The sequence below is a fragment of the Pseudomonas sp. SG-MS2 genome (assembly GCF_009933855.1).
GTDB classification, from domain to species: Bacteria; Pseudomonadota; Gammaproteobacteria; order Pseudomonadales; family Pseudomonadaceae; genus Aquipseudomonas; species Aquipseudomonas putida_E.
Genome location: NZ_MOMO01000166.1, coordinates 22,799 through 45,572 on the forward strand (window position 1 = coordinate 22,799; position 22,774 = coordinate 45,572).

At 56.6% G+C, this 22,774-nt stretch carries 24 protein-coding genes; 16 read left to right on the forward strand and 8 right to left on the reverse strand.

What is annotated here, in order from left to right; genetic code table 11:
• Nucleotides 1–53: 53 nt before the first annotated feature.
• From BLX42_RS14160 to recX, 5 genes are all read left to right on the forward strand, one after another.
• Nucleotides 54–800 carry a S24 family peptidase gene (locus tag BLX42_RS14160; RefSeq protein ID WP_046788325.1) on the forward strand — a complete coding sequence of 249 codons (747 nt, stop codon included), beginning with the start codon at nucleotides 54–56 and terminating at the stop codon, nucleotides 798–800.
• 300 nt (nucleotides 801–1,100) lie between these two features.
• On the forward strand, nucleotides 1,101–1,436 hold the full coding sequence (locus BLX42_RS14165; RefSeq protein ID WP_115274050.1) for a phage holin family protein: 336 nt from the start codon (nucleotides 1,101–1,103) through the stop codon (nucleotides 1,434–1,436).
• Nucleotides 1,437–1,542: 106 nt separating this feature from the next.
• On the forward strand, nucleotides 1,543–2,025 hold the full coding sequence (locus tag BLX42_RS14170) for a CinA family protein (protein WP_012315851.1): 483 nt from the start codon (nucleotides 1,543–1,545) through the stop codon (nucleotides 2,023–2,025).
• Between the two features lie 103 nt (nucleotides 2,026–2,128).
• Entirely contained in the window at nucleotides 2,129–3,196 is a 1,068-nt protein-coding gene (gene recA / locus BLX42_RS14175; protein ID WP_046788327.1) for a recombinase RecA, read from the forward strand.
• A gap of 17 nt (nucleotides 3,197–3,213) precedes the next feature.
• Entirely contained in the window at nucleotides 3,214–3,684 is a 471-nt protein-coding gene (gene recX / locus BLX42_RS14180; protein ID WP_046788328.1) for a recombination regulator RecX, read from the forward strand.
• 25 nt (nucleotides 3,685–3,709) lie between these two features.
• Here recX and BLX42_RS14185 read toward each other — a convergent pair whose 3' ends face one another.
• A complete protein-coding gene (locus BLX42_RS14185) occupies nucleotides 3,710–4,828 on the reverse strand; it encodes an LOG family protein (protein WP_115274051.1) in 1,119 nt (372 codons plus the stop codon).
• Nucleotides 4,829–5,130: 302 nt separating this feature from the next.
• Here BLX42_RS14185 and BLX42_RS14190 point away from each other — a divergent pair, with 302 nt between their 5' ends.
• A complete protein-coding gene (locus BLX42_RS14190) occupies nucleotides 5,131–5,334 on the forward strand; it encodes a hypothetical protein (protein WP_161872011.1) in 204 nt (67 codons plus the stop codon).
• Here the strand turns inward: BLX42_RS14190 and BLX42_RS14195 are convergent, their stop codons facing one another.
• Nucleotides 5,335–5,754 carry a quorum-sensing-regulated virulence factor family protein gene (locus tag BLX42_RS14195; protein ID WP_012315846.1) on the reverse strand — a complete coding sequence of 140 codons (420 nt, stop codon included), beginning with the start codon at nucleotides 5,752–5,754 and terminating at the stop codon, nucleotides 5,335–5,337.
• On the opposite strand from BLX42_RS14195, the gene BLX42_RS14200 reads away from it, so the two are divergent.
• From BLX42_RS14200 to BLX42_RS14215, 4 genes are all read left to right on the forward strand, one after another.
• Nucleotides 5,753–5,896, forward strand: coding sequence for a hypothetical protein (locus tag BLX42_RS14200; RefSeq protein WP_158621143.1), 144 nt, complete (start codon nucleotides 5,753–5,755; stop codon nucleotides 5,894–5,896). The genes BLX42_RS14195 and BLX42_RS14200 overlap by 2 nt on opposite strands.
• A gap of 81 nt (nucleotides 5,897–5,977) precedes the next feature.
• Nucleotides 5,978–6,688 carry a tRNA-uridine aminocarboxypropyltransferase gene (locus tag BLX42_RS14205; protein WP_115274052.1) on the forward strand — a complete coding sequence of 237 codons (711 nt, stop codon included), beginning with the start codon at nucleotides 5,978–5,980 and terminating at the stop codon, nucleotides 6,686–6,688.
• A 178-nt stretch (nucleotides 6,689–6,866) separates the two neighbouring features.
• Nucleotides 6,867–7,517, forward strand: a complete 651-nt coding sequence (gene erdR / locus BLX42_RS14210; RefSeq protein WP_012315844.1) for a response regulator transcription factor ErdR — start codon at nucleotides 6,867–6,869, stop codon at nucleotides 7,515–7,517.
• Between the two features lie 73 nt (nucleotides 7,518–7,590).
• The gene (locus BLX42_RS14215) at nucleotides 7,591–7,953 is read left to right on the forward strand and encodes a diacylglycerol kinase (protein WP_046787960.1); all 363 of its coding nucleotides are present in this window, start codon (nucleotides 7,591–7,593) and stop codon (nucleotides 7,951–7,953) included.
• On the opposite strand, the gene finR is transcribed toward BLX42_RS14215, so the two are convergent.
• A complete protein-coding gene (gene finR, locus BLX42_RS14220) occupies nucleotides 7,950–8,876 on the reverse strand; it encodes a LysR family transcriptional regulator FinR (protein ID WP_046787961.1) in 927 nt (308 codons plus the stop codon). The genes BLX42_RS14215 and finR overlap by 4 nt on opposite strands.
• A 117-nt stretch (nucleotides 8,877–8,993) precedes the next feature.
• Here finR and fpr point away from each other — a divergent pair, with 117 nt between their 5' ends.
• Complete coding sequence (gene fpr, locus BLX42_RS14225; RefSeq protein WP_012315841.1) at nucleotides 8,994–9,773, forward strand: ferredoxin-NADP reductase; 780 nt, start codon at nucleotides 8,994–8,996, stop codon at nucleotides 9,771–9,773.
• A gap of 148 nt (nucleotides 9,774–9,921) precedes the next feature.
• Here fpr and tsaA read toward each other — a convergent pair whose 3' ends face one another.
• The 4 genes from tsaA to BLX42_RS14245 form a co-directional block, all read right to left on the reverse strand.
• Complete coding sequence (tsaA, locus tag BLX42_RS14230) at nucleotides 9,922–10,617, reverse strand: tRNA (N6-threonylcarbamoyladenosine(37)-N6)-methyltransferase TrmO (protein WP_161872012.1); 696 nt, start codon at nucleotides 10,615–10,617, stop codon at nucleotides 9,922–9,924.
• 6 nt (nucleotides 10,618–10,623) lie between these two features.
• Entirely contained in the window at nucleotides 10,624–11,085 is a 462-nt protein-coding gene (locus tag BLX42_RS14235) for a DUF1456 family protein (RefSeq protein WP_115274053.1), read from the reverse strand.
• 47 nt (nucleotides 11,086–11,132) lie between these two features.
• Complete coding sequence (locus tag BLX42_RS14240; RefSeq protein ID WP_046787964.1) at nucleotides 11,133–11,843, reverse strand: rRNA pseudouridine synthase; 711 nt, start codon at nucleotides 11,841–11,843, stop codon at nucleotides 11,133–11,135.
• Nucleotides 11,844–11,964: 121 nt separating this feature from the next.
• Complete coding sequence (locus BLX42_RS14245; RefSeq protein WP_115274054.1) at nucleotides 11,965–12,420, reverse strand: GNAT family N-acetyltransferase; 456 nt, start codon at nucleotides 12,418–12,420, stop codon at nucleotides 11,965–11,967.
• A gap of 596 nt (nucleotides 12,421–13,016) precedes the next feature.
• Between BLX42_RS14245 and gmtY the strand changes: the two genes are divergently transcribed.
• The 5 genes from gmtY to BLX42_RS14270 all read left to right on the forward strand — a co-directional run bounded on the left by gmtY (nucleotide 13,017) and on the right by BLX42_RS14270 (nucleotide 21,137).
• Nucleotides 13,017–14,411, forward strand: coding sequence for a gamma-mobile-trio recombinase GmtY (gmtY, locus tag BLX42_RS14250; protein ID WP_256671995.1), 1,395 nt, complete (start codon nucleotides 13,017–13,019; stop codon nucleotides 14,409–14,411).
• 9 nt (nucleotides 14,412–14,420) lie between these two features.
• Entirely contained in the window at nucleotides 14,421–17,045 is a 2,625-nt protein-coding gene (locus BLX42_RS14255) for an integrase family protein (RefSeq protein WP_161872014.1), read from the forward strand.
• Nucleotides 17,038–17,691, forward strand: a complete 654-nt coding sequence (gene gmtX, locus BLX42_RS14260; protein WP_256671996.1) for a gamma-mobile-trio protein GmtX — start codon at nucleotides 17,038–17,040, stop codon at nucleotides 17,689–17,691. Before BLX42_RS14255 ends, gmtX begins: the two co-directional genes overlap by 8 nt.
• 132 nt (nucleotides 17,692–17,823) lie before the next feature.
• Nucleotides 17,824–19,971 carry a CHAT domain-containing protein gene (locus BLX42_RS14265; protein ID WP_161872016.1) on the forward strand — a complete coding sequence of 716 codons (2,148 nt, stop codon included), beginning with the start codon at nucleotides 17,824–17,826 and terminating at the stop codon, nucleotides 19,969–19,971.
• 56 nt (nucleotides 19,972–20,027) lie between these two features.
• Nucleotides 20,028–21,137: an HNH endonuclease gene (locus tag BLX42_RS14270; RefSeq protein WP_161872017.1), complete on the forward strand. Its 1,110-nt coding sequence runs from the start codon at nucleotides 20,028–20,030 to the stop codon at nucleotides 21,135–21,137.
• Between the two features lie 283 nt (nucleotides 21,138–21,420).
• On the opposite strand, the gene rimO is transcribed toward BLX42_RS14270, so the two are convergent.
• Nucleotides 21,421–22,752 (reverse strand): 30S ribosomal protein S12 methylthiotransferase RimO, encoded by a 1,332-nt coding sequence (rimO, locus tag BLX42_RS14275; RefSeq protein WP_046787966.1) that lies wholly within the window; start codon nucleotides 22,750–22,752, stop codon nucleotides 21,421–21,423.
• Nucleotides 22,753–22,774: the final 22 nt, after the last annotated feature.

The window sequence follows — 22,774 nt, forward strand, 5'->3', positions numbered from 1 at the left end:
GTGCCCTCGCGCCCCGGCTGCATGAATTGCATTTCCTGTGGCGGCGCTGCATTATGCATGCTATGCAAAAACGCAATGTAGCCACCGTACTCAGAGAGTTGCTCGCCCGCCACGGCCTGTCCCCCACAGAGCTGCACCGGCGCACGGGCGTGCCTCAATCCACCCTGTCGCGGATCCTCAGCGAGAAGATCGTCGATCCCTCGGATAGGCACGTGTCGAAAATTGCCGACTATTTCGGCGTCAACACCGAACAGCTGCGCGGCCGCGCCGAGCTTGGCGCCTCACGCGAAGCCGCATTGCCGGCCCGCGGCCATGCGGACCTCAGCGACATCAGCCTGTGGGACGATGAAACGCCCGTCGAGGACGACGAGGTGTCAGTACCCTTTCTTCGTGAGGTCGAATTGGCAGCAGGATCAGGAAGGTTCGTCATCGAGGAAAGCGAGCGCGCCCGCCTGCGCTTCGGCAAGCGCAGCCTGCGCCATAACGGCGTGCAGTTCGACCAGGCCAAATGCGTGACCGTGCGCGGCAACAGCATGCTGCCGGTACTGCGCGACGGGGCGACGGTCGGGGTAAACACCGGCAAGTGTTCGATCGGTGACATCATCGATGGTGATCTCTACGCCATCAACCACAATGGTCAATTGCGCGTGAAGCAGGTGTATCGGCTGCCCACCGGTATTCGCCTGCGCAGCTTCAATCGCGACGAACACCCTGATGAAGACTACAGCTTTCAGCAGTTGCAGGAGGAGCAGATCAGCTTGCTCGGGCATGTGTTCTGGTGGGGCATGTACGCCCGCTGACCAGGCCTTTTTCAAGAAAACCCGCTTCGGCGGTTTTTTTTCGTCTGGAGAAAAGCCCTACAGCCTGATGAGCAAAAGCACTCATGCGTGTTAGCAAAGTCATGCCTACAGTTAAATGAATAAATGCATTGACTGGATATGCGCTAACGCATAGCTTGTATCTCGAGGCGGACTGAGCCTTTGTTACACAGGCAGCGATGAACAGGCCTCAACAGTCAAGAGGGTTCGCAACTGCGAACGCCGCGTATCCACAACCCATCTGCCGGCCGCTGCCGGTGGCATCACACAGGAGACAGGACAGTGACGAACGAGCAACAAGTGTTACTGGAGATGCCGCTCTGGCTGGTAATCGTCCTGGCATCGCTGGGCGGCCTCAGCGGCGAAATGTGGCGGGCCGACAAGGCGGGCGCCACCGGTTGGTCGCTGCTGCGACGGCTGGCGCTGCGCTCCGGCGCCTGTATCGTCTGCGGAGTTTCGACGGTGATGTTGCTGTATGCCAGCGGCCTGTCGATCTGGGCGGCCAGCGCATTTGGTTGCCTGACTGCGGTAGGTGGAGCCGATGTAGCCATGCGCCTTTATGAGTGCTGGGCGATCAGGCGGCTGGGCTTGCGTGGCACCGCGTCGAGCGATGAATGACCAAGAGGATGTGCGTGCGAAAGTTTGAGCATGGGTAGAACAATGCCTGTCCCGATCAGCCCCCTCAAATGCTAGGGTGTTGCTCAGCCTCTTCCAGGAGTTGCCCATGGACCCGATCACCGTTCTCTCCGCCCGGCTGGGCGAACACCTGCGCCGCTTCAGCGCCCAGGTCACCACCGCCGAATCTTGCACCGGCGGCGGCATCGCCGAAGCCATCACCCGCGTACCTGGCAGCTCCGCCTGGTTCGAGGCAGGCTATGTCACCTACTCCAACGCCCAGAAGACTCGCCAGCTTGGGGTCCCAGAACCGTTGTTCGCCCAAGTCGGTGCAGTCAGCCAGGAGGTGGTCGAAGCCATGGTTCGCGGCGCCCAGGCGGCCAGCGGTGCGCGTTTTGCCGTGGCAGTCAGTGGCGTGGCCGGGCCCGATGGTGGCTCGCCGGCCAAACCGGTCGGTACCGTGTGGCTGGCATGGGCCGATGGCAGTCACGTGAGCAGTGAGCGTCGCCACTTCGACGGCGACCGTGAAGCAGTGCGCCGACAGACGGTGATCGCCGCGTTAGACGGCTTGTTACAGCTTGGTGCCGAGTAAATCGACGACAGGGGTTTGCTCAAACGCTTCCCTGTGGAATAATACTGGCTACTTATACAGGTATTCCGGCCATCAGGGCCAAGTCGAACACGTGAGGATTTCAATGGACGACAACAAGAAGCGCGCCTTGGCTGCGGCCCTGGGTCAGATCGAACGCCAATTCGGCAAAGGCGCGGTCATGCGCATGGGCGATCACGAGCGCACCGGCATTCCAGCCATTTCCACAGGCTCCCTGGGCCTGGACATCGCCCTGGGCATCGGCGGTCTGCCAAAAGGCCGTATCGTCGAGATCTATGGCCCGGAGTCTTCGGGTAAAACCACACTGACCCTGTCGGTCATCGCCGAAGCCCAGAAAAGCGGCGCCACCTGCGCCTTCGTCGACGCCGAGCACGCTCTCGACCCTGAGTACGCCGGCAAACTGGGCGTCAACGTCGACGACCTGCTGGTTTCGCAGCCGGATACCGGCGAGCAGGCGCTGGAAATTACCGACATGCTGGTGCGTTCCAACGCCGTTGACGTAATCATCGTCGACTCCGTGGCCGCCCTGGTGCCCAAGGCAGAAATCGAAGGCGAGATGGGTGACATGCACGTTGGCCTCCAGGCCCGTCTGATGTCCCAGGCGCTGCGAAAGATCACCGGTAACATCAAGAACGCCAACTGCCTGGTCATCTTCATCAACCAGATCCGTATGAAGATCGGTGTGATGTTCGGCAGCCCGGAAACCACCACCGGTGGTAACGCCCTGAAGTTCTACGCCTCGGTGCGCCTGGACATCCGTCGTACTGGTGCAGTCAAGGAAGGTGACGAAGTCGTCGGCAGCGAAACCCGCGTCAAAATCGTCAAGAACAAGGTCTCGCCGCCGTTCCGTCAGGCTGAGTTCCAGATTCTTTACGGTAAGGGTATCTACCGTAACGGCGAAATCATTGACCTGGGCGTTGCTCAAGGGTTGGTCGAGAAGTCGGGTGCCTGGTACGCCTACCAGGGCAACAAGATCGGCCAAGGCAAGGCTAACGCAGCCAAGTACCTGCAAGAAAACCCGGCCATTGGTGCCGAGATCGAGAAGCAGATTCGCGAGAAGCTGCTCAAGGCGGGTGTTGTTGCCGAAGCGGGCAAGGCTGCTGCAGCCGATGCCAAAGCCGACGACGTGGCTGACGCCGACGCCGGTTATTGATAGCTGCTTGGCCGATCATGTCCGTCGTACTCGACACCCCCGTCGCCGTTCGGCGGACAGCCATGGACCTGCTTGCGCGCCGCGAGCATGGTCGCGTCGAGCTGACGCGCAAACTGCGCCAGCGCGGCGCTACGGATGAGCTGATTGAGCCCGCTCTCGATCGGCTCGCCGAAGAAGGGCTGCTCAGTGAGGCCCGCTACCTTGAAAGCTTCATCAGGTACCGTTCCAATGCCGGCTATGGCCCAGCGCGTATTCGCGAGGAGCTGGGCCAGCGTGGCCTGAACCGAGGCGATATTGACCAGGCACTGCGTGACTGTGGTGTGAACTGGGCAGAGCGGCTACAGGATGCCTGGCAGCGCAAATATGCCGGGCTACGTCCGCATGACCCCCGCAGCCGTGCCCAGCAAACCCGGTTTCTCGCTTACCGTGGGTTTCCCTTGGACATGATCGGCCGCCTGCTCAGCGGCCGAGACTTGGACGACTACTGATCTAACAGCCACATCGCAGGCGCACTCAGCTGACCTTCAACGCCTCCCGCGCCCGCTGCGTGGTATGCATCGGCTGTGGCTTTGCCCAGTTCTCCGACAGGTTGATGAAATCCACCAGCTCACGCAGACGCCCTTGATTACGCCCATTGAAGGCAAAGGTCAGGCGGGTCAGATGGTTGTAGTTGCCTACTTCATGCTCTACGCCACTGTCGGCATGTTGATGGTACTTCCCGCTCAGTCGTAAATCGGCAAAGGCTTCCTGAATCTCATGCAGTGCCGCGTCGCTGAGCCGATGGTGCATGCGGATCACAAACTGGTTCTTCAGCCAGCGGCTGGAGTGGTAGTTGCTGTAGAACTGGTTGATTTCCTCCACTGCCTCGTCGGCACTGTGTACCAGGCGCACCAGCTTGAGGTCACTGGGCAGGATGTAGCGGTTTTCTTCCAGTTGCCTGCTGATGAAGTCCAGGCAGTCACGCCAGAAGCTGCCACCTGGTGAGTCCAGCAGGACCACCGGCACCAGTGGGCTCTTGCCAGTCTGAATCAGCGTCAGTACTTCCAGTGCCTCATCGAGCGTGCCGAAACCTCCCGGGCAAAGGACCAGGGCGTCGGCTTCCTTGACGAAGAACAGCTTGCGAATGAAGAAAAAGTGGAAGGGCAGCAGCTTGTCAGTGCCATCCACTGTCGGGTTGGCGTGCTGTTCGAAAGGGAGGGTGATGTTGAAGCCCAGGCTATGATCGCTACCCGCGCCTTCGTGCGCTGCGGCCATGATGCCGCCGCCTGCGCCGGTAATGACCATGAGGTCGGAGCGGGCCAGTGTGGCACCCAGCTCGCGAGCCAAGGCATACATCGGGTGTTCCAGCGGTGTGCGCGCCGAGCCGAAAACAGTGACCTTGCGCCGACCCTTGTAGCGTTGCAGGCTGCGGAAGGAGTGGTCCAGCTCGCGAAGGGCCTGCAAGGTGATCTTGGCACTCCAGCGATCGGTGTCGTCGTGGGCCATGCGCAAGATGGTCAGCATCATGTCACGGTACAGTGGCAGGTTGGGGCTGTCCGGTGCGACCAGTTGCAGTTGTTCATCGAGTTTACTCAGGTCGATACCACTGTCCCTGAAGTGATTGAACAGATACTCATTGGGTTGGTAAGGCATTCAACGTCTCCTTCTGCAGCAAAACCTCTGACCGAGCTGATGGCTGGGCTCGGCCGCGACACTACGTGCGTCGCTGGCTGCTCTGGCTCGAGTGTGCGTCCCGAGCATTGCAGTAGGCCTTCAAGGCCCTGATGCAGGTGCGTAATTCATCTTGTCGTTTTTGTGCGCTTCGCTATCAATCTAGACCCTCGCGCCACTTCATGCAGGCACTATCACCAAGGCCACTCGTCGGCACGCGGCCATTGATGGCAAGGGTTTGGTTAACTGGAGAAGCGAAACGTGTCGATGCAGGAGGTGGCGGTATGCATCGCTTGGTCATCGAGGTAGACCGGCAGCTCTATCAGCAGCTGGAACATGCGGCACAGGTTCATCATGTGAGCCTGGAGGCGGAGTGCCTGCGGCGGTTGGCTGCGTTGGAATGCCAGTCACCTTACCTGCAGGCGCTTCTGGCAGAGATGCGCGCCGAGGAAGAGCCGGGGCGCGCGGAGGATGAGCGGGTCAGTTGATTACTTCTTCTTGTTTCCGGCAGTGCAGCTGGCAGCGTCAAAGGCCTGGTCCATGACCGGTTGATTGGTCTTGTAGACGGTGAAGCGATAGACCATCACGGCGCCTTTTGACATCAGGTTGCGGTAACCGCTGTTCCGGCAGACGCTGTCACCTAGCTGGCTGCGCACCTGCTCTGCGTTTTGCTGCATGCGTGCGGCGTGCTCGGCGCGTACGCTCAGGTGGTTCACCAGTGCCTTGCCTTCAACGGTATAACCCTGGTCGAGGATATCTTCGTTGATGGCTCGCGGGGTGCCGACGCTGCTTTCCTTGGCGACCTTTTCCAGCATCTTGTTCAGCTCGAACTCCTGCTTGGAGGCCGCCTGGGCTGCCAGTGGCAGGGTGAGCAACAGGCTCAGGGTCGGGACGATAAGACGCAGCATGAATCTCTCCTGGTTCGGTGACTGGCGCTTCGACATGCGCAGACGGCTGGTGTTCCATGAAACCCGCAGAATCGCGGGCAGGCTCGCGGCCACCAAAACGCTGATTATAAAGGACCAGCCGGTCCAGCTGCACGGCAAATGACGCCCGCTCTGGTAGACTGGCGCTTTGTTTTCATCGAGTTATCGCAGTGTCCAGTCACAATCTGTCCCGAGGCTTGCCAGCATGAGCCATGCGGTAGCGCGCCTGCGCGCCGAACGGCTGGCCCGCAGCATCAAGCCGTTCATTGCTCGTGGTTCACGTGCCGAACGCTGCCCTGACTGTCGGGTTATCGCCACCCATTGCCTGTGTGCCTGGAAGCCAAAGGTGCACGCCGACTCTGGGGTATGCCTGTTGATGCATGATACCGAGCCATTGAAGCCGACCAACACCGGCTGGCTGATCGCCGACCTCATCGAAGATACCTCTGCCTTCGGCTGGTTGCGAACGTCGGTGGACGAACGCTTGTTGACCTTGCTGGCAGACCCACAGTGGCAGCCCTACATCGTCTTCCCTGGCGAATTCGTCGCCCAGGAGCGGGTGGTCAGCGAGGTCGTGCGTGAGCCGGGCAAACGCCCGCTGTTCATCCTGCTGGATGCCACCTGGACCGAAGCCCGCAAGATGTTCCGCAAGAGCCCTTATCTTGACCGTTTCCCGGTGCTGAGCCTGCAAGCTGAGCAGATGTCGCGCTATCGCCTGCGCCGCTCCAAGCGCGATGATCATTTCTGCACTGCGGAAGTTGCTGCCATGTGCCTGGACCTTGCGGGTGACGACCAAGCCTCCCAAGCCCTGGATGCGTATCTGGATGTGTTCAGCCTGCACTACCTCAGTGGCAAGCGTCGCCTGCCTCTGGACGAGCAGGACGCTACCCACCAGCGTTTGCATACCTTCCTATAGTCCAAGGGGCACAAGCCCCACTTTGGTTCATAATGACGGGGCTGGCGGCCAGGATGAAGCGAGGCGGCAGGGCGAGTGGTTTGACCTGCCCGGCCGTGCTCGGCACCTTGGCGCCGATTCCCCGCCGGGCGCTATTCCTCCGCCGCTGCGCCTGGCACAGAACAGGATCCTTAGATCGATGGCCATGTACGAAATCCTGATTGCCGATGACCACCCGCTGTTTCGTAGCGCTCTGCGCCAGGCCGTCACCCTCGGCCTGGGCGCGGATGTGCGCCTGGTCGAGGTGGCGAGCATCGCCGAGCTGGAAAGCCGGCTGAGCGAAAAAGCCGACTGGGACCTGGTCCTGCTGGACCTGAACATGCCGGGTGCCTATGGTTTCTCCGGGCTGGTCCTGCTGCGTGGCCAGTACCCTCAGATCCCGGTGGTGATGGTCTCGGCCCAGGAAGAGGCTGCCGTTGTAGTCAAGTCTCGCGAGTTTGGAGCCAGTGGTTTCATTCCAAAGTCCAGTGGGCTGGAAGTGATTCAGGATGCAGTGAGGAAGGTGCTCGATGGCGACGTCTGGTGGCCGCCTCAGGCATTTGAAAGGGTCGATGTCTCGGCCGAGGCCAAAGCCGCCAGCGAAGGCCTAGCCAGCCTCACGCCACAGCAGTTTCGCGTGCTGACCATGGTCTGTGAGGGCTTGCTGAACAAACAGATCGCCTATGAGCTGAATGTGTCGGAAGCGACCATCAAGGCCCATGTGACGGCCATTTTCCGCAAGCTGGGTGTACGCACTCGGACCCAGGCGGCCTTGTTGCTGCAACAACTTGAATCCGTTGCGAGCAGCTAAATGCTTGCCGCTTCACGCTTTTTTGACTCATTTTGAACTAGTCTGCTGGCCTTTCATCGGTGAAGTGACGCACATGTCGCCATTCAAAGGCCAGACCGGCCTCAAACGTATCTTCAACGCCGCCGGCTATTCGCTGGACGGCCTGCGCGCCGCCTTCAAGGGCGAGGCTGCTTTCCGTCAACTGGTACTGCTCAATGTGCTGCTCATCCCGATTGCCTTTTGGCTGCCGGTAAGCCGCGCGGAGCGGGCCATCATGATCGCCGTGTGCCTGCTCGGGCTGATCGTCGAACTGTTCAACTCGGCGGTGGAGGCGGCCATCGACCGCATTTCGCTGGAGCGCCATCCGCTTTCGAAAAACGCCAAAGATATGGGCAGTGCTGCGCAATTCGTAGCACTGACCATGGTGGCGTTGGTCTGGGGCGTTATCCTGCTCTAAGCGATCGGTGGCAAGACGATCTCGTCACTGCGCGTAAACCCTGCGGTGAAGTTGCGGCACAACTCGAGAAACTCGCGCATGGCCGAGGTCTGGTATTTCTGTTTGTGCCAGATGAAGTAGAACTGGCGCATCAGGTCCAGCTCCGGGGTTTCGACCGGCACCAGGCTGCCACGCCTGAAGGCGTCGCGCAGGGCCAGGCGCGATATGCAGCCAATGCCCAGGCCTGATTCCACGGCACGCTTGATCGCTTCGGTATGCTCCAGCTCCAGGCGTATGTTCAGGTTGGCGCGATGATGCCGCATGGCCTGATCGAATGTCAGGCGGGTGCCGGAGCCTTGTTCGCGAAGAATCCAGGCTTCCTGGGACAGGCTTTCGATATCTGCGCGGCCCACCTTGGCCAGCGGGTGTTGCGGCGCGCAGAACACTACCAGTTCGTCCTCAACCCAAGGCTGTACCTCCAGGTCCGGATGGTTGCAGTCGCCTTCGATCAGACCCAGATCAATTTCGTATTGTGCAACCTGGTGCACGATATGGGCTGTGTTCTGCACGTGCAGCTTGACCTGGCTTTCCGGGTGTACCTGCATGAAGCTACCGATCAGCAAGGTGGCCAGGTAGTTGCCAATGGTCAGTGTGGCGCCGACTGCCAGTGAGCCAAAACCGGACTTGCCGTTGAGCAGGTCTTCGATCTCCTTGGCCTGGTCGAGCAGCGCAACCGCTTGCGGCAGCAGCTGATGCCCCAAGGCGTTGAGGGCCAGGCGTTTGCCTGCACGGTCGAACAACTGGCAGCTCGATTGCCGCTCCAGTTCAGTGATGGACGTGCTGGCAGCCGACTGCGAAAGGGCCAGCACACTGGCGGCTCGAGAGACGCTCTGGTGCTGGGCCACGGCGACGAATACCTGTAGCTGACGAAGTGTGAATCGCATATCTATATAACCGATAACACATATCTTGATAATTCAGTTAACAGATATTGTCGCTGCCCCTAAACTATCGCGCAACTGTGCGCTGTGCGCGCTGCGTTTTCTTCAGGAGCCCCATCGATGAGCAACATGAACCACGAACGTGTCCTCAGTGTGCATCACTGGAACGACACCCTGTTCAGCTTCAAGTGCACCCGCGACCCGGGCCTGCGCTTCGAGAACGGTCAGTTCGTGATGATCGGCCTGCAGCAGGACAGCGGCCGTCCGCTCATGCGCGCCTACTCCATCGCTTCGCCCAACTGGGAAGAGCACCTGGAATTCTTCAGCATCAAGGTGCCTGACGGCCCGCTGACCTCCCAGCTGCAGCACCTGAAGGAAGGCGACGAGATCATCATCAGCAAGAAGCCTACCGGTACGCTGGTCCTCGACGACCTGAACCCGGGCAAGCACCTGTACCTGCTGAGCACCGGCACTGGCCTGGCGCCGTTCATGAGCGTCATTCAGGACCCGGAAACCTACGAGCGCTTCGAGAAAGTGATCCTGGTGCACGGTGTGCGCTACGTGAACGAAGTGGCCTATCGCGAGTTCATCACCGAACACCTGCCACAGAACGAGTTCTTTGGTGAGGCGGTGCGTGACAAGCTGATCTACTACCCGACCGTTACCCGCGAGCCGTTCGAAAACCAGGGCCGACTGACCGACCTGATGCGCAGCGGCAAGCTGTTCAGCGACATCGGCCTGCCACCGATCAACCCGCAGGACGACCGCGCCATGATCTGTGGTAGCCCGAGCATGCTCGACGAGACCAGCGAAGTTCTCGACAGCTTCGGCCTGAAGATCTCCCCGCGCATGCGTGAGCCGGGTGACTACCTGATCGAGCGTGCCTTCGTCGAGAAGTAATCGACCGGGCAATGAAAGCGCAGGCTTGGCCTGATGCCAGTCAGTTAAGCGTTTTGGGGCCGCGTAGCAGCCCTGACAACGCTAACTGACTGGTATCAAGGTATGGCCTGCGTTTTTTATACCTGTGCGACTGAGGTTGCCAGTGCTTTCAGTTTTCCGGCACGACCTCAAGCACGCGAATTACATCCGGCTGCGGGTAGTGCCACCTGACCTGCACATCCCAGAACTTCACCCCATACACCCGCTCCGGCGGCGGCACCTGATAGGCCGGTCGTGGGTCCTGTGCCAGGCACTGTTCGATAAGCTCCACCAGTGGTTCGCCCAGGCGCAGGGCGTGTTCGCGGGCCTGGGGCAGGGCGATATCGCCCCAGTGCACGGCAATCGCGGCAGGCGCGTCGCTGGCCATCAGGTTGCTCGCCCCGGCGATGCTGTCGGCATAGGGAACATACGGCTTGATATCCAGCACCGGCGTGCCATCGAGCAGATCGATGCCGGACAGCAGCAGCCGACCCGGCTCCACAGCCTCCAGGCGTACCACCGACTGGCCGATGCCATTGGGCCGATGGGTCGCTCGCGTAGCGAACACGCCCATGCTTTTGTTGCCGCCCAAGCGTGGTGGGCGCACTTTAAGGCGTGGCTTGTCTTCCAGGGCCTGATGGAACAGGAACAACAGCCACACATGGCTGACCTGCTCCAGGCCCGCCACGGCCTCGCCTTGGTCGAACGGCGGCAGCAACTCAAGTACTCCGCGTGCAGCCGGCGCCAGCTGTGGCTGCCGCGGGATTGCGAACTTCTCCTTGAAACAGGAGCGCACGATGCCGACAGGCGAAACCGTATGTTGCATGGCGAGTCAGCCGCGCACGCGCAGGGTCAGGCCCTTGAGGAAGTTGCGCAGCAACTGGTCGCCGCAAGGCCGATAGTTCTCATGGCCCACCTTGCGGAACAGCGCGCTGAGTTCGGGCTTGGAAACCGGGAAATTGACCGACTTGAGGATCACATGCAGGTCGTCTTCCTTGAGCTCAAAGGCTACGCGCAGCTTCTTGAGGATGGTGTTGTTGGTCACCGGCAGCTCTACAGGCTGTGGCGGACGGCTATCGTCCTTGCCGCGGCGGTGGAAGACCAGGCCGTCGAGAAAGTGCGCCATGACCCGCTCGGGGCAGCGCACAAAACCGGGCTCGTCCTCTTTCTTCAGGTAGGTGGCGAGCACCACCGGATTAACCTCCAGGCCCGAGAGTGCGATGATCTCGGCCATCTTGGCGTCGTTCACCTTGAGCATGTAGCGCAGGCTGCGCAGTACATCGTTGTGGTTCATTGCTGCAAAATCCTGTTCAGATGCCACGCCTGGGCGTGGCGCATCGCTTAGAAACGTTCAGTGCCGGCCAGGTAACGCCAGTTGCCCACAGGCAGCTTGCCCATGGATACACCGCCCAGGCGAATACGGCGCATGCTGAGTATTTCCAGGCGCAGGTAGGCGCAGATCTCGGAGATCTGCCCGGGTTGTGGGTTCTTCAGGGCCAGGCGCAGGTGGGTCTCGTTTTGCCAGCTGGCCTTGGCCTTGGGCAGTTCCCGATCATTGCGCGTCGCGCCGCGCGCCAGGCGCTCCAGCGCCTGTGGCGTGGTCTCGCCGCGCACTTCAATGATGTATTCCTGTTCCAGGCGACGCAGGTCGGCCTCGATCTTGCGGGTAACCTTCCAATCCTGGGTGAACACCTGCAGGCCACTGGCACCGCGCTCCAGGGGCGCCGAACAGGTCAGCCGGGTGAAGTGCCCGTGCAGCGGCCGCACGCCTTCGCGATGTGCTTCGCTGAGGCTGGCCATGTTCATGCTGGCGCGGGCCGTATCGATATCGACACCCGCAGGCTGGTTGAGCAGCAGGGTAACCGGGTCAAGCGCCTCGGCATTGGCGCCCGGCAACAGCTCGACAGCCTGGTGTTCGACCTTGAACTGAGGCTGCTCGACTACAACGCCATCGACCGTGACCCAGCCTCCTTCGATATACAGCTCTGCCTCTCGGCGTGAGCAGCCGAGCTGCTCGATGAGGCGTTTGGACAGGCGGACGGGTTCGGACATGGCAGGCAATTCGCAAGGCAGGGAAAGTCTTACATTGTACCTGCCCATTCGCGGTTGATGACGGGAATCTGTGCCGAATGCACCATTTCGGAAGTATTGCACGGCATCCTGCGACAAAGTCCTAGGACGCTGTACGAATCAGCTTCATATGAAGCAATGGATAGGGCTGCCCCAGGCCATCTGTTTCGGAGCGCCCGATCACTTCGAAGCCCTCGTGCAGGTAGAAGCCCAAGGCTTGGGGGTTCTGTTCGTTGACATCCAGGCATTGCGCGTTCAGTTCGCTGATGGCATAGCGCAGCAAGCGCCTGCCCACGCCTCGGCCACGGTATTGGGGTGCTACGAACAGCATGTCCACACGCCCATTGGCGACACCGGCAAAGCCGCAGATGCGCTGACGGTCCTTGCAGCAGACCAGCATGACGGCGTCCAGGTACTTGCGTAGCACATGGTCGCGCAGCAGCAGGATATAAGCGTCAGGCAGAAAGTCGTGGGTTGCGCGCACCGAGTTTTCCCAGACCTGAACCAGTTCCGGGTAATCACACAGGTGGGGTGTTTGCAGCGTCAATGCCGAATGCATGCCGGTGTTCCTCGGTGGTCATTGAGGAAACCATAGATGCAAAAAGCCCCGCCAGTGGTTATTCCCCCCACCAGAGAATACATAGTTAGGTCTTTTTCAGGTTACTGCTACTCACATACCCCTCTCTGAGGGGTATTTTTTGACCTGTAAATGTGAAAGCCATACCTTAATTTAGCATGGGATGTAGGCGAGAATCGGTCCTATTTCATAGGGCGAGGGCATAGTCCATCCCACCGCGGAGTGGGTTCTTGACAGCGTGAGTGATCGTGCTTTGATATTTCAAATTGTTGCCTTGCCTGCATGCGTCTTCTATAACTTCAAAACCCTTGGTATCCCGTAACATCAATGGATGGAGCAGCCCTATGCCTACCAGCTACTACTTGGCGTGCCTTGAAACGTGCCGCTATGTCTGGATCGGCACGCTTGACCACACGAGATCCACAGCGGGTGTCGACACAGGCCTTGTATCCAGCTTTTGCCTGGCACATCGCGGCAGGCCGCTTCTCGTAGTCAGCGAAACCCATCAAATCGTTGGAGAGGGTAATGAATGGATGCTTTGACCCGCTCAATGCAAACACTGGGCCGGCCTTGTGTTTGTGTCCGTTAAGGCACGCGTCTATACGGATGCCACGGGTGTTCACACCGAGCTTCCAGTTCTGCTGACGACTGCTGGGGTTCTAGAATCTTTGCTCGACTACTGCCTTTACCGCGTCCATGATCGAAGCCTCGCATGGATGATGAAAGTGACCCGTGCAGTACGAATGTTCCTTGAGTATTTGCAGAGCAACCCGGCAGAGCGCGATTCCTTCCGTCTCTTCCAAACCTTCGCACAGCGGTTGTACACCGGAACTTTCAACCGAGAGACAGGCTTGGACCCAAGTGGGTTGTGCTGGGCACCACGCTCACCACAGGATGCTTCGCACATCATCACTCATCTCTCGGACTTCTTTGACTGGCTAGGCGAGATACGCCCAGAAGCCGCTAAGATGAATCCGCACTACTCGGGCGGAGCTTTCGACCGGCAGGTAGACGAGGCAGCCTACCAATACCGTCGCAGCAAGGCCTTCCTTGGACATACCTGGGCAGCTAACGCCACCCCCGCAGAGACGGGGCGCTCGATCCGAAGTCAACGCTTACCCAAGGTCGAGAGAGAGGAGCCTCCGGCCTTTCCAGAAGAGCGTTTTGAGGAGTTTCTATTCAGAGGGTTCCGTGTAGCAGGGCGTCAAGACTACCGAGGCATGCTAATCACGCTACTTCTGCATGGTGCTGGATTCCGAGAGTCGGAGCCTTTCCACCTCTACATCCAGGACGTGTTTCCTGACCCCAGTCATCCCAATCAGGCTAAAGTTCTAATTCACCATCCGAGCCATGGCTATGCACCTACCGATTGGCGGGACGAGCGTGATCAACCGTGCAAAGGCAACCGGGCGCAATACCTCGCCCAGCAGTTCGGTCTCGCCCCGCGCACCGACCTGATGAACCGGCACCATGCCGGCTGGAAGGGGGGTACCCATGATGCTGCGTACTACAAGCTGGCGTACTGGTTCTTGCCAGAGTATGGCGAATTGTTCCTGCACCTGTGGCATCACTACTTGGAGCAAGTGGCACGCATCGAACGTGATCATCCCTTTGCCTTCATCAACCTGAATCGCGCCCCTCTTGGCGCTATGTACACACTAACGCAGTACAACAAGGCCCATGCAGCCGCTTGCGAGCGAATCGGGCTGACGGTGAGCAAGACGCAGGGTACTACGCCACACGGTCACCGCCACGCTTATGGCCGTCGCTTACTCAATGCCGGCATCGACAAACTGCTTATCCGCCGCTTCATGCACCACGCTTCCCTAGAGAGCCAAGAAGTCTATACGCAGGCCAATAGCCGAGAGGCAATGGCAGAACTAAGAGCTGCTGCCCAGCGGCTGCGGGAAAGATACCCCAGCGTACCCGTCGCAACCGGCCAACTGCTGTCCGGCCTCGAACTCAATGAATGAGAAACTTTTATGGCTGAGAAGGAAACAAAGCCGACGTCCAAGAACTTGTCCCTTCCATCCCAGGCGAAAGGGGTAAAGCGTGAGACAGACACGACCCTGGGTTGGGTCGCACGTGAATACCCACAACTCGCTGCTTGGCGTACCTTGGCAGTGGAGTGGCTGAAGGGCGAAACACACGGCGTATCTGACCGGCTTTACGCGTTAGTAGCTTTCTTAGAACGATACCTTATCCAGCAAGGCCTCCCGCTCGACCCGGCGGAGCTTTTAACGCGCAACACTGTCTTACCTGACTTCTATCAGACGGGTTGTCCCGATTCGGCATATGGCATCAAGTGCAACAACCGTATCCACTCTTTCTTGAACTTCGTGCTTTTACGAGAGTTCAGTGAATTTACGGATGGCGGCCAGCCAGTGGTCTCGCCGGCCTTTCGCAACCCAGTGCCCCGGATGTCAAACAGTGGTCTTCCCCGCCGCGAAGAGAGCGTGCATTCGCCACTGCCCTACGGCTACATTGACGAACTGCGGCAAATGCTGGCGACGGGGCCGAATTTCTGCGATTGGCAGTGGGCACAGAGTGCGCTGGGAGGGAAAATCGGCCAGGCCGGCGCCTCTGGACCTGACTGGTTCGAGGTTAGCGAAAAACAGATTGACCGCAACGACCCAGACTGCCTGTGGCGTGAGCGAAAGATGGTGAATCCTTACTATCGGGGGGGTGCGGTACTGGAAATGTGGAGTCCAATCCGTTGGGTTGCTCTGCTCGTGAAGCTCATCATACCGCTGCGCACGATTCAGGTTCGTATGCTCGACTCAGGCGAGGCTGACACCTGGCGTTACGAGGGCGGTGATTGGAAATTAAACCCGAGCAGGCTCGCTCAGGGCAGCGAGCGGCACACCCTGCGACAGGGAGTCTTCCGCCGCAATACCTCGCCCGCAGACGGCGGTTCCGATTCGACCATGCTCTACATCAACACCAACAAAACTGCGGACATCGCCAAGTCGGGGCCTGAAAAAGGTTACGTCCTGCCCTGGCTCTCCGGTGGGCCAGTTTATCAGGATGTCTTTTACTGGCTGGAGAAACTGCGCAATTGGCAGGAGAAATACAACCCCATCTCGCAGCGCACGCGGTGGTCGGAGCTGGATGGTCGTCACATTGACGCGAAGAGTGACTTGCAACTTGCGAGTTTTCCGGACGCTTGCTTCTTGTTCCGAATGCCGGAGGCCGTTGAGGGTGATCGCCATCTACCCCTTACGGAGAAAACTATGATCACGGCTTGGTCTCGCCTGCTTACAGCACTTGAACTGCGACTCGCGGACCGAGGAGAAACCCATAGCAACGGCGCACCGATTCGTTTCCTTCCAATTTCGGAGGGACAGCCATACCGCGCGACTACCCTGTTTCCTCTGCATAGCTTGCGCGTCTCCCTCATCACTGCCTTGGCGCTCGAAGGCCAAGTACCGTTCCCTGTTCTACAAAAACTCGTCGGCCACAGCCGCCTGTTAATGACGCTTTATTACACCAAGCCGGGCGCAACGCACATTCGCGATGTGCTCCTAGGGGCGGCGGAGCGGCTGGAGGTAAACAAGGTGTCCAGCATCCAGAACTTCCTGCTGGACACCGAGCATGAGGAGTTGTTGCAAAGCGCCATCTGCAACAGCCCGGCTAGCCTCGCCGCAGCTATCCCTTTGCATCCAGCTGCGCGGAACCCAACAGGTTGGATGCCTATGCACCACGGGTTGTGTCTGGTTGGCGGCAATACCAGTGATGTTGAGGGCAACAATGCAGTGGGGGGGTGCTACAACGGCGGTTCGATAATCATTAAGAGTTCATGGTCAAGTCAGAGAAACGGTCCCGTGCCTGGTGGCAGTCGCAATTGCGTGCGCTGTCGCTGGTTCGTCACGGAGCCGCACTACCTTCCCGCGCTGGTCGCCCACTTCAACAATCTCGCCTATCACTTCGACGAAGCGCGCAATGATTGCCTTCAACGCGAAAAAGATTTGCAGGATATGAAGAAGCATAGGGTGGATGCGGAGGAGACTGGTCAGCCATTCACCCGGCTAAACACATATCGGCAAGCCGAGCGAGTCTGGGAAGCCTCAATGAAACGCTTCAGCGACCTGGCAGAAGACTTGGTGGCCTGCTGGCGACTCATCGAACGCTGCAAAGCAGTCCTCAATGCGTCGCATGCCAATGGCAAGCAGCTAATTGCTACAGGCACGATGGGAGACGTGCAAATAGCCTTCGAGGAAACGGAATCGGAGTTGCTCCAATTGGCCGGCGTTTGTGAAAACGTCGAGATCTATCCTGACTTGCAGCCAGGCAAGGCGGTATTTCGTCGCAGCCAGTTGCTGGATGCTGTGCTGTACGGTGACGATCAACCGCCCGTATTTATGCTGATGACAGAGCAGGAGCAATTGTTAACAGGCAACGTTTTCATGAGACACCTTGCCCAGCAAATGAACCCAGAAAATCCTGCACTGGGCCGCCGCGAGGTGATTCGACTGATAGATGCGGGAGAACGCTTGAGCCAGTATTTCGGTAAGGATCTGTTCTCATGGTTGCCTCAGAACGAAAACGTGCACACGCTTCCCGTTAGTCCGTATACCCAACTGCGAGATGAGGAACGGTATGACTGACATTAATCCCGATTTGGTGTTGGAAGCTTTGCTAGCCAAGGGTGGACGCTCGAACCGTCGGGAAAACCTGGCAAAAATACATGAGTTGTGTCGAAAGCAGCGTGAATCCGGTTCACAAGACTTCTCCCTGTCGGCCATTGGTCGCTTGGTTGAAGCCGCAGGCATTATGAAAGGGCGCGCACTCTACAACGCACCCTCTGCCGACTATCGGTCTCTTATCGGAGCCTGGGCTACCTACACCGGACCTGCGGCTCCCAAAACTACGAAAACCATGGCCAGTCACGAGTATCTCCTACGCATTGAGGATCCGGCCATTCGCTCCATCATGCAAGCCATCATTGCCGAGCGGGACAAGCTCAAAGCGCAGCTCAACCTTTTGAAGGCCAACACACAAGTGACTGTGGATCGGCGACCACTTGGTGCAACTATTGCGGCTGCTCCTGGAACGCCGCCAGTCGCGGTGCTCGCCCTGTCCGCACAACTGACCCAATCTGAGCGCGAAGCCTTACAAAAAGCAATATCGCTCGACTACTTGGAGGAGCGTGGGTTGAAGGAGGGAAGCCATGGCGAAATCGTGAACGAGCGTGGCCGGGCAATATTCGAGGTAGGATTTGCGCGTGCGATTCGTAAGATACTAGGCGACTGATACCGTACAAGTAGTTGCACGGACTGACCATCCATTTGCATTTCATCTTGTCAGGGTAATTGATTTCACGTATCGACATCAGACTCACCCATCGCCTAACATCAAAATGGAAATACAGCCAAGGAAAGCAATATGAGCACAAGCGCGATCAGCCACCTAGTTGTCGTTCCCAGTAATTCCAATGAAAGAAGGACGACATTTTTTCAAGGCTATTCGGAATTTTGGTATCCAGATTTCATTAAAATTCTAAGGTGTTTGGTTTTTTTTCCGCATGATGCGTCTGACATATACCTCTCTGGCGAAAATTTTGTCAAAGCAAGATCTATTGGAGCTTGCTTACAGGTGGATTTCCTTAGGGGGGATTTACTAAAAAAATACTTAGATTTTAGCTACAGTCCATTGACTGTTTTATGGAGTACCGATGAGACAGTCGATTGTGTTGAAGATGCTCTTTCAAAACTTCCATCAAAGCCGCTACATATTACTGCCGCCAATAAAGAAGGAGTAATATCAATAAGTGAGTTAAGCGAAGAGATTGTTAATAAATTAATTGACGGTCTTTTTCTACGTGCGGCATCTGCTGATTCAGATCTTAAAAAGTTCAGGTCATTTTTGGAGTCAAAAGGAATTAAGAAACGAGCGAATGCCGGCCCGCACCTAGACGCCAAAGGACACAACTGCACCGAGGCACTCATTGAGGTGCTTGTAAATTATGGCGCACAAATCAAAGTCACAGGGATAAAGCCGTCTGGCAGCACTACAGAACACATCTCCGGAATGTTGCACTTGATGAGTGAAATAGATTCTCTTCGCTCAGATGAGGTTGTAGAGTCTCCATTTCGAAAAAATGATGCAATTGTTCATTGCCCATCTGTCTACACTTATCTTTACCGTGCGGAGGGAAAACAGTGGCGCGACTTAAATAGGCATTTAACCAACCCAAAGCGAAATTTCCTCAAAGCGACCTTGATTCGGGGCAAAGGATATGGGAATTCTTCACTAGCCATTTCTAAAGAGGATGTCTTCAACCCCTACGACGACAAGATACTTAGCCCGCTATTACGAGATCGTCAAATCGAATTGGCGATATTCACTACCACTATCTCCATAGTCGCATCTAATCAGTTTGTACCCGCATTAAGACTTCCAAACTCAGTCATGCTGCACCACGATAAGTTGAAACAAATAGGGCAGACTATTAATTCTAATTCGAGGCAGTGGCACGAAAAATTAAGTGGGAAATTCTTCGAGTACAGCGAACTAATCAAAACGGACATCGGTGAATTACTACTTTCCGGAATATTCAATAACCGAGAAAAAATTTTAGCAGTTTGTGATTTCCCTATTGAATGGATCTCAATTGATCTATTACCAGTTATGTTCAGGCATGAGCTATCTCGCATCCCCACCACACCAGGAAACGTTACAAGTAATGTTCTGTTATCCGTCCCCAAGCGTGCTTATGGATTTAGCGCACTGTGTGACATCCTCATAATCCGCTCTTTTGATGAAAATGACAAAATAAGAGACCACTTATCAAGAGTTGTAGAATGGGGGCAAAATGAAGGGCGGCTCCAAGGCCTTAGAGTTCAGCTGGTAGATGTAGCATCAAAAGAGGAAATAATCGAAGTATTGAGATCATTCAAGGGGATTATGGTAGTCTTTGATTGCCATGGAGGGCATGGTGGGGAAAAGGACTCAGCCTGGCTACATATTGGGGATGAGAAAGTAGATGTTTGGCACCTATACCAATCCACTAGAGTTCCACCAATAGTCGTATTAGCTGCTTGTAGCACGCATCCAGTAGATGGCTCGCACGCGTCGGTAGCAAATGGTTTTCTGGAGTCAGGGGCATGCAGCGTTCTAAGTACATTCGCACCTATTAACTCAGATCACGCTGCGACATTTGTGATACGACTGTTAACTCGAATAGCTGTATATTTACCCATAGCATTGAAATCACGGCCATACACTTGGCGCGAGATAATATCCGGCCTTTTTAAAATGTCCTACACCAGAGATGTTTTGACATACCTGCGTGACGAAAAAAAGCTATTAAGCCAGAATCAATATGCCGCAATACATATAAAGACAAATATACTGGTAAATTCACTTGAAGACAGAGGGTGGTTCGATAAGTTCAAGCTCTTAATTGGTGAAGAGCTGAGAATAGACATGCAAGCAGTCAATGAGTTATTTTTACAGAATTTCCAATTCGTCGAGACAATGCTCATGGCCCAACTAGGGCGTCCCGAAAATATTGTTATTATCGCGGACTGAGCCACTAGATATTCGATCATACGTATTATATTATCATAGTCTTTAAAGGCTCGAGAATGGTAGATATAAAATTTTGTGTATTTTGTGGCAAGCCGCCTCAATCGAAAAACAAAGAGCATATTTTGCCTCAATGGTTATTAAAGTTAACCGGTGACCCTAATAGGGTTGTTAGCATGGGGTATAACCACAAAAGGAAAACAGATATCTCTTTTAGTTGGAAATCATTGGTGACTCCAGCCTGTGAGGAATGCAACACCGAATATTCGTGTCTAGAAGGTGAAGTGCGTCCAATTGTAGAAGCACTTCTTGAGCGTGCCCCCCTAACAGTCGACAACTACAGCACGCTATTGGATTGGCTTGATAAAGTTCGAGTAGGCTTGTGGTTAAACTACCATCTTTTGATGGGTAACCCGACTGGTATCAAGCCTTCTTTCTACATTAATTCCCGCCTACGTAAAAAAGATCGTTTTGTCGCAATTTACCCTACTCAAGAGAAAAATATTGGCTTAAACGCACATGGTGTAGAAACGCTGTCATTTCACGGCGCTCCATCAGCTTTCGGCTTAAGAATTAATAATATCTTCTTAATAAATTGCTCAAGCGATTATATTTTTTCAGGACGTTGTGGTTTTCCGTATCCCGTCAGCATGCAACTGCATCTAGATGGTGAGAGTTCAGGCCATTTGCAGGTTGATAATTTTAAATCTACCGGAAAAATTAAATCACCTATATTTAACTTTAAGCTTCACAAACCCTCGGTATTACTTTTCCAACCCATAATGCAGAGCGTCATAAGTGAGATAGACCAAAGCATTACTTTTTTAGGCGGCAATCCAGCTGTCGACCCATACCTGCTCGCGAGTACAAAGCAGGGAATGCAACCCGGGGTGGGAAAAATTTATCGTCAGTTCAAAGACCATGTTTCGAGATTGGACGATGAGAACGCGAAAGTCGAGTTTGACACTATTACGGGTTCCGAATGCAGGCCAGCAGGGCAGTTGGTCTCACAAGTATATGAGCTCCAGACGTTTTTGCAGGGCGCTTACACCCCATTAACCGAAAGTTTAGAGGTTCGTAAACACTGGAATCAACGGCAAAAACTAATGAAGCAACTAAACAGGTCGATAACAAAAAGTTATATTAATGCTTCCAGTCCTAAAAATTGATTCAGCTAGGGGTGGACTATGAGTAATCCTGGACTGTTGCAGGACATAATGAAGGTATCGAGATTGAGGTATTGAGGCGGCGTTCCTGCACGATTCGCCCAATAAGAAAAGCGCCGGCTTTGTCACCGGCGCTCAGGCATTGCGATGCATTGCGATGTATTCGTGCATAGCAACGCCACAATACGCAAAGCCTTTAGCCACTGGGCTTTGCGGAGTCCTCCTAGGTACTATGTATCATTAGGGTAGAAGTCGCGAGGGCGGGGCTCCTTCTACGTGCGCAGCCTCAAACAGGCTCGGCCCACATGTCGTACTCGTCGGCATCGACCACCCGGCAACGGACCTTGTCGCCCGGCTTGAAGCCATGGTCGCCATCGATGAACACGCTGCCATCGATCTCAGGTGCATCGAAGAAGCTGCGGCCGACCGAGCCTTGCTCTTCGACTTCGTCGATCAGCACTTCGATTTCCTTGCCGATGCGCAATTGCAGGCGTGCGCTGCTGATGGCCTGCTGGTGGGCCATGAAGCGATCCCAGCGCTCTTGCTTGACGTCATCCGGCACTTCTTCCAGGCCCAGGTCGTTGGCAGGCGCACCTTCGACCGGCGAGTACTGGAAGCAGCCGACGCGGTCGAGCTGGGCTTCGGTCAGCCAATCCAGCAGGTACTGGAAGTCTTCTTCGGTCTCGCCCGGGAAGCCGACGATGAAGGTCGAGCGGATCACCAGTTCCGGGCACTGCTCGCGCCAGTTCTTGATGCGCGCCAGGGTGCGGTCTTCGAAGGCAGGGCGCTTCATCGACTTGAGCACTTTCGGGCTGGCGTGCTGGAACGGGATGTCCAGGTACGGCAGGATCTTGCCGGCGGCCATCAGCGGGATCACGTCGTCGACGTTCGGGTACGGGTAGACGTAGTGCAGCCGCACCCAGGCGCCCAGGCTGCTCAGCGCTTCGCACAGCTCGAGCATGCGGGTCTTGACCGGGCGGCCGTTCCAGAAATCGGTCTTGTACTTGACGTCCACGCCGTAGGCGCTGGTGTCCTGGGAAATCACCAGGATCTCCTTGACGCCGGCCTTGACCAGGCGTTCGGCTTCGCTCAGCACTTCGCCGACCGGGCGGCTGACCAGCTTGCCGCGCATCGACGGGATGATGCAGAAGCTGCAGCTATGGTTGCAGCCTTCGGAGATCTTCAGGTATGCGTAGTGGCGCGGGGTCAGCTTGACGCCCTGCGGCGGTACCAGGTCGATCAGCGGGTTGTGGTCCTGGCGTGGCGGTACCACTTCGTGCACGGCATTGACTACCTGCTCGTACTGCTGCGGGCCAGTGACCGACAGCACGCTCGGGTGCACGTCACGGATGCTGCCTTCCTCGACACCCATGCAGCCGGTGACGATGACCTTGCCGTTTTCCTTGATCGCTTCGCCGATCACTTCCAGCGACTCGGCCTTGGCGCTGTCGATGAAGCCGCAGGTGTTGACCACCACTACGTCGGCATCCTCGTAGGTGGGCACGACTTCATAACCTTCCATACGCAACTGGGTCAGAATGCGCTCGGAATCTACCAGGGCTTTTGGGCAACCCAGGCTGACGAACCCTACCTTGGGGGTGGCGGGAGTGGTGGACATGACTAACCTCGGTATTGAATAC

Coding starts and splice junctions, on each gene's coding strand:
- BLX42_RS14200 (WP_158621143.1), top strand. CDS start 5,753: ATGAATCTCTCCTGGTTCGGTGACTGGCGCTTCGACATGCGCAGACGG.
- BLX42_RS14245 (WP_115274054.1), bottom strand. CDS start 12,420: ATGCATTCGGCATTGACGCTGCAAACACCCCACCTGTGTGATTACCCG.
- rimO (WP_046787966.1), bottom strand. CDS start 22,752: ATGTCCACCACTCCCGCCACCCCCAAGGTAGGGTTCGTCAGCCTGGGT.
- BLX42_RS14270 (WP_161872017.1), top strand. CDS start 20,028: ATGGTAGATATAAAATTTTGTGTATTTTGTGGCAAGCCGCCTCAATCG.
- BLX42_RS14190 (WP_161872011.1), top strand. CDS start 5,131: ATGCATCGCTTGGTCATCGAGGTAGACCGGCAGCTCTATCAGCAGCTG.
- BLX42_RS14265 (WP_161872016.1), top strand. CDS start 17,824: ATGAGCACAAGCGCGATCAGCCACCTAGTTGTCGTTCCCAGTAATTCC.
- BLX42_RS14160 (WP_046788325.1), top strand. CDS start 54: ATGCATGCTATGCAAAAACGCAATGTAGCCACCGTACTCAGAGAGTTG.
- recA (WP_046788327.1), top strand. CDS start 2,129: ATGGACGACAACAAGAAGCGCGCCTTGGCTGCGGCCCTGGGTCAGATC.
- BLX42_RS14170 (WP_012315851.1), top strand. CDS start 1,543: ATGGACCCGATCACCGTTCTCTCCGCCCGGCTGGGCGAACACCTGCGC.
- finR (WP_046787961.1), bottom strand. CDS start 8,876: ATGCGATTCACACTTCGTCAGCTACAGGTATTCGTCGCCGTGGCCCAG.
- erdR (WP_012315844.1), top strand. CDS start 6,867: ATGGCCATGTACGAAATCCTGATTGCCGATGACCACCCGCTGTTTCGT.
- fpr (WP_012315841.1), top strand. CDS start 8,994: ATGAGCAACATGAACCACGAACGTGTCCTCAGTGTGCATCACTGGAAC.
- BLX42_RS14195 (WP_012315846.1), bottom strand. CDS start 5,754: ATGCTGCGTCTTATCGTCCCGACCCTGAGCCTGTTGCTCACCCTGCCA.
- gmtX (WP_256671996.1), top strand. CDS start 17,038: ATGACTGACATTAATCCCGATTTGGTGTTGGAAGCTTTGCTAGCCAAG.
- BLX42_RS14235 (WP_115274053.1), bottom strand. CDS start 11,085: ATGAACCACAACGATGTACTGCGCAGCCTGCGCTACATGCTCAAGGTG.
- BLX42_RS14255 (WP_161872014.1), top strand. CDS start 14,421: ATGGCTGAGAAGGAAACAAAGCCGACGTCCAAGAACTTGTCCCTTCCA.
- BLX42_RS14215 (WP_046787960.1), top strand. CDS start 7,591: ATGTCGCCATTCAAAGGCCAGACCGGCCTCAAACGTATCTTCAACGCC.
- BLX42_RS14240 (WP_046787964.1), bottom strand. CDS start 11,843: ATGTCCGAACCCGTCCGCCTGTCCAAACGCCTCATCGAGCAGCTCGGC.
- recX (WP_046788328.1), top strand. CDS start 3,214: ATGTCCGTCGTACTCGACACCCCCGTCGCCGTTCGGCGGACAGCCATG.
- tsaA (WP_161872012.1), bottom strand. CDS start 10,617: ATGCAACATACGGTTTCGCCTGTCGGCATCGTGCGCTCCTGTTTCAAG.
- BLX42_RS14185 (WP_115274051.1), bottom strand. CDS start 4,828: ATGCCTTACCAACCCAATGAGTATCTGTTCAATCACTTCAGGGACAGT.
- BLX42_RS14205 (WP_115274052.1), top strand. CDS start 5,978: ATGAGCCATGCGGTAGCGCGCCTGCGCGCCGAACGGCTGGCCCGCAGC.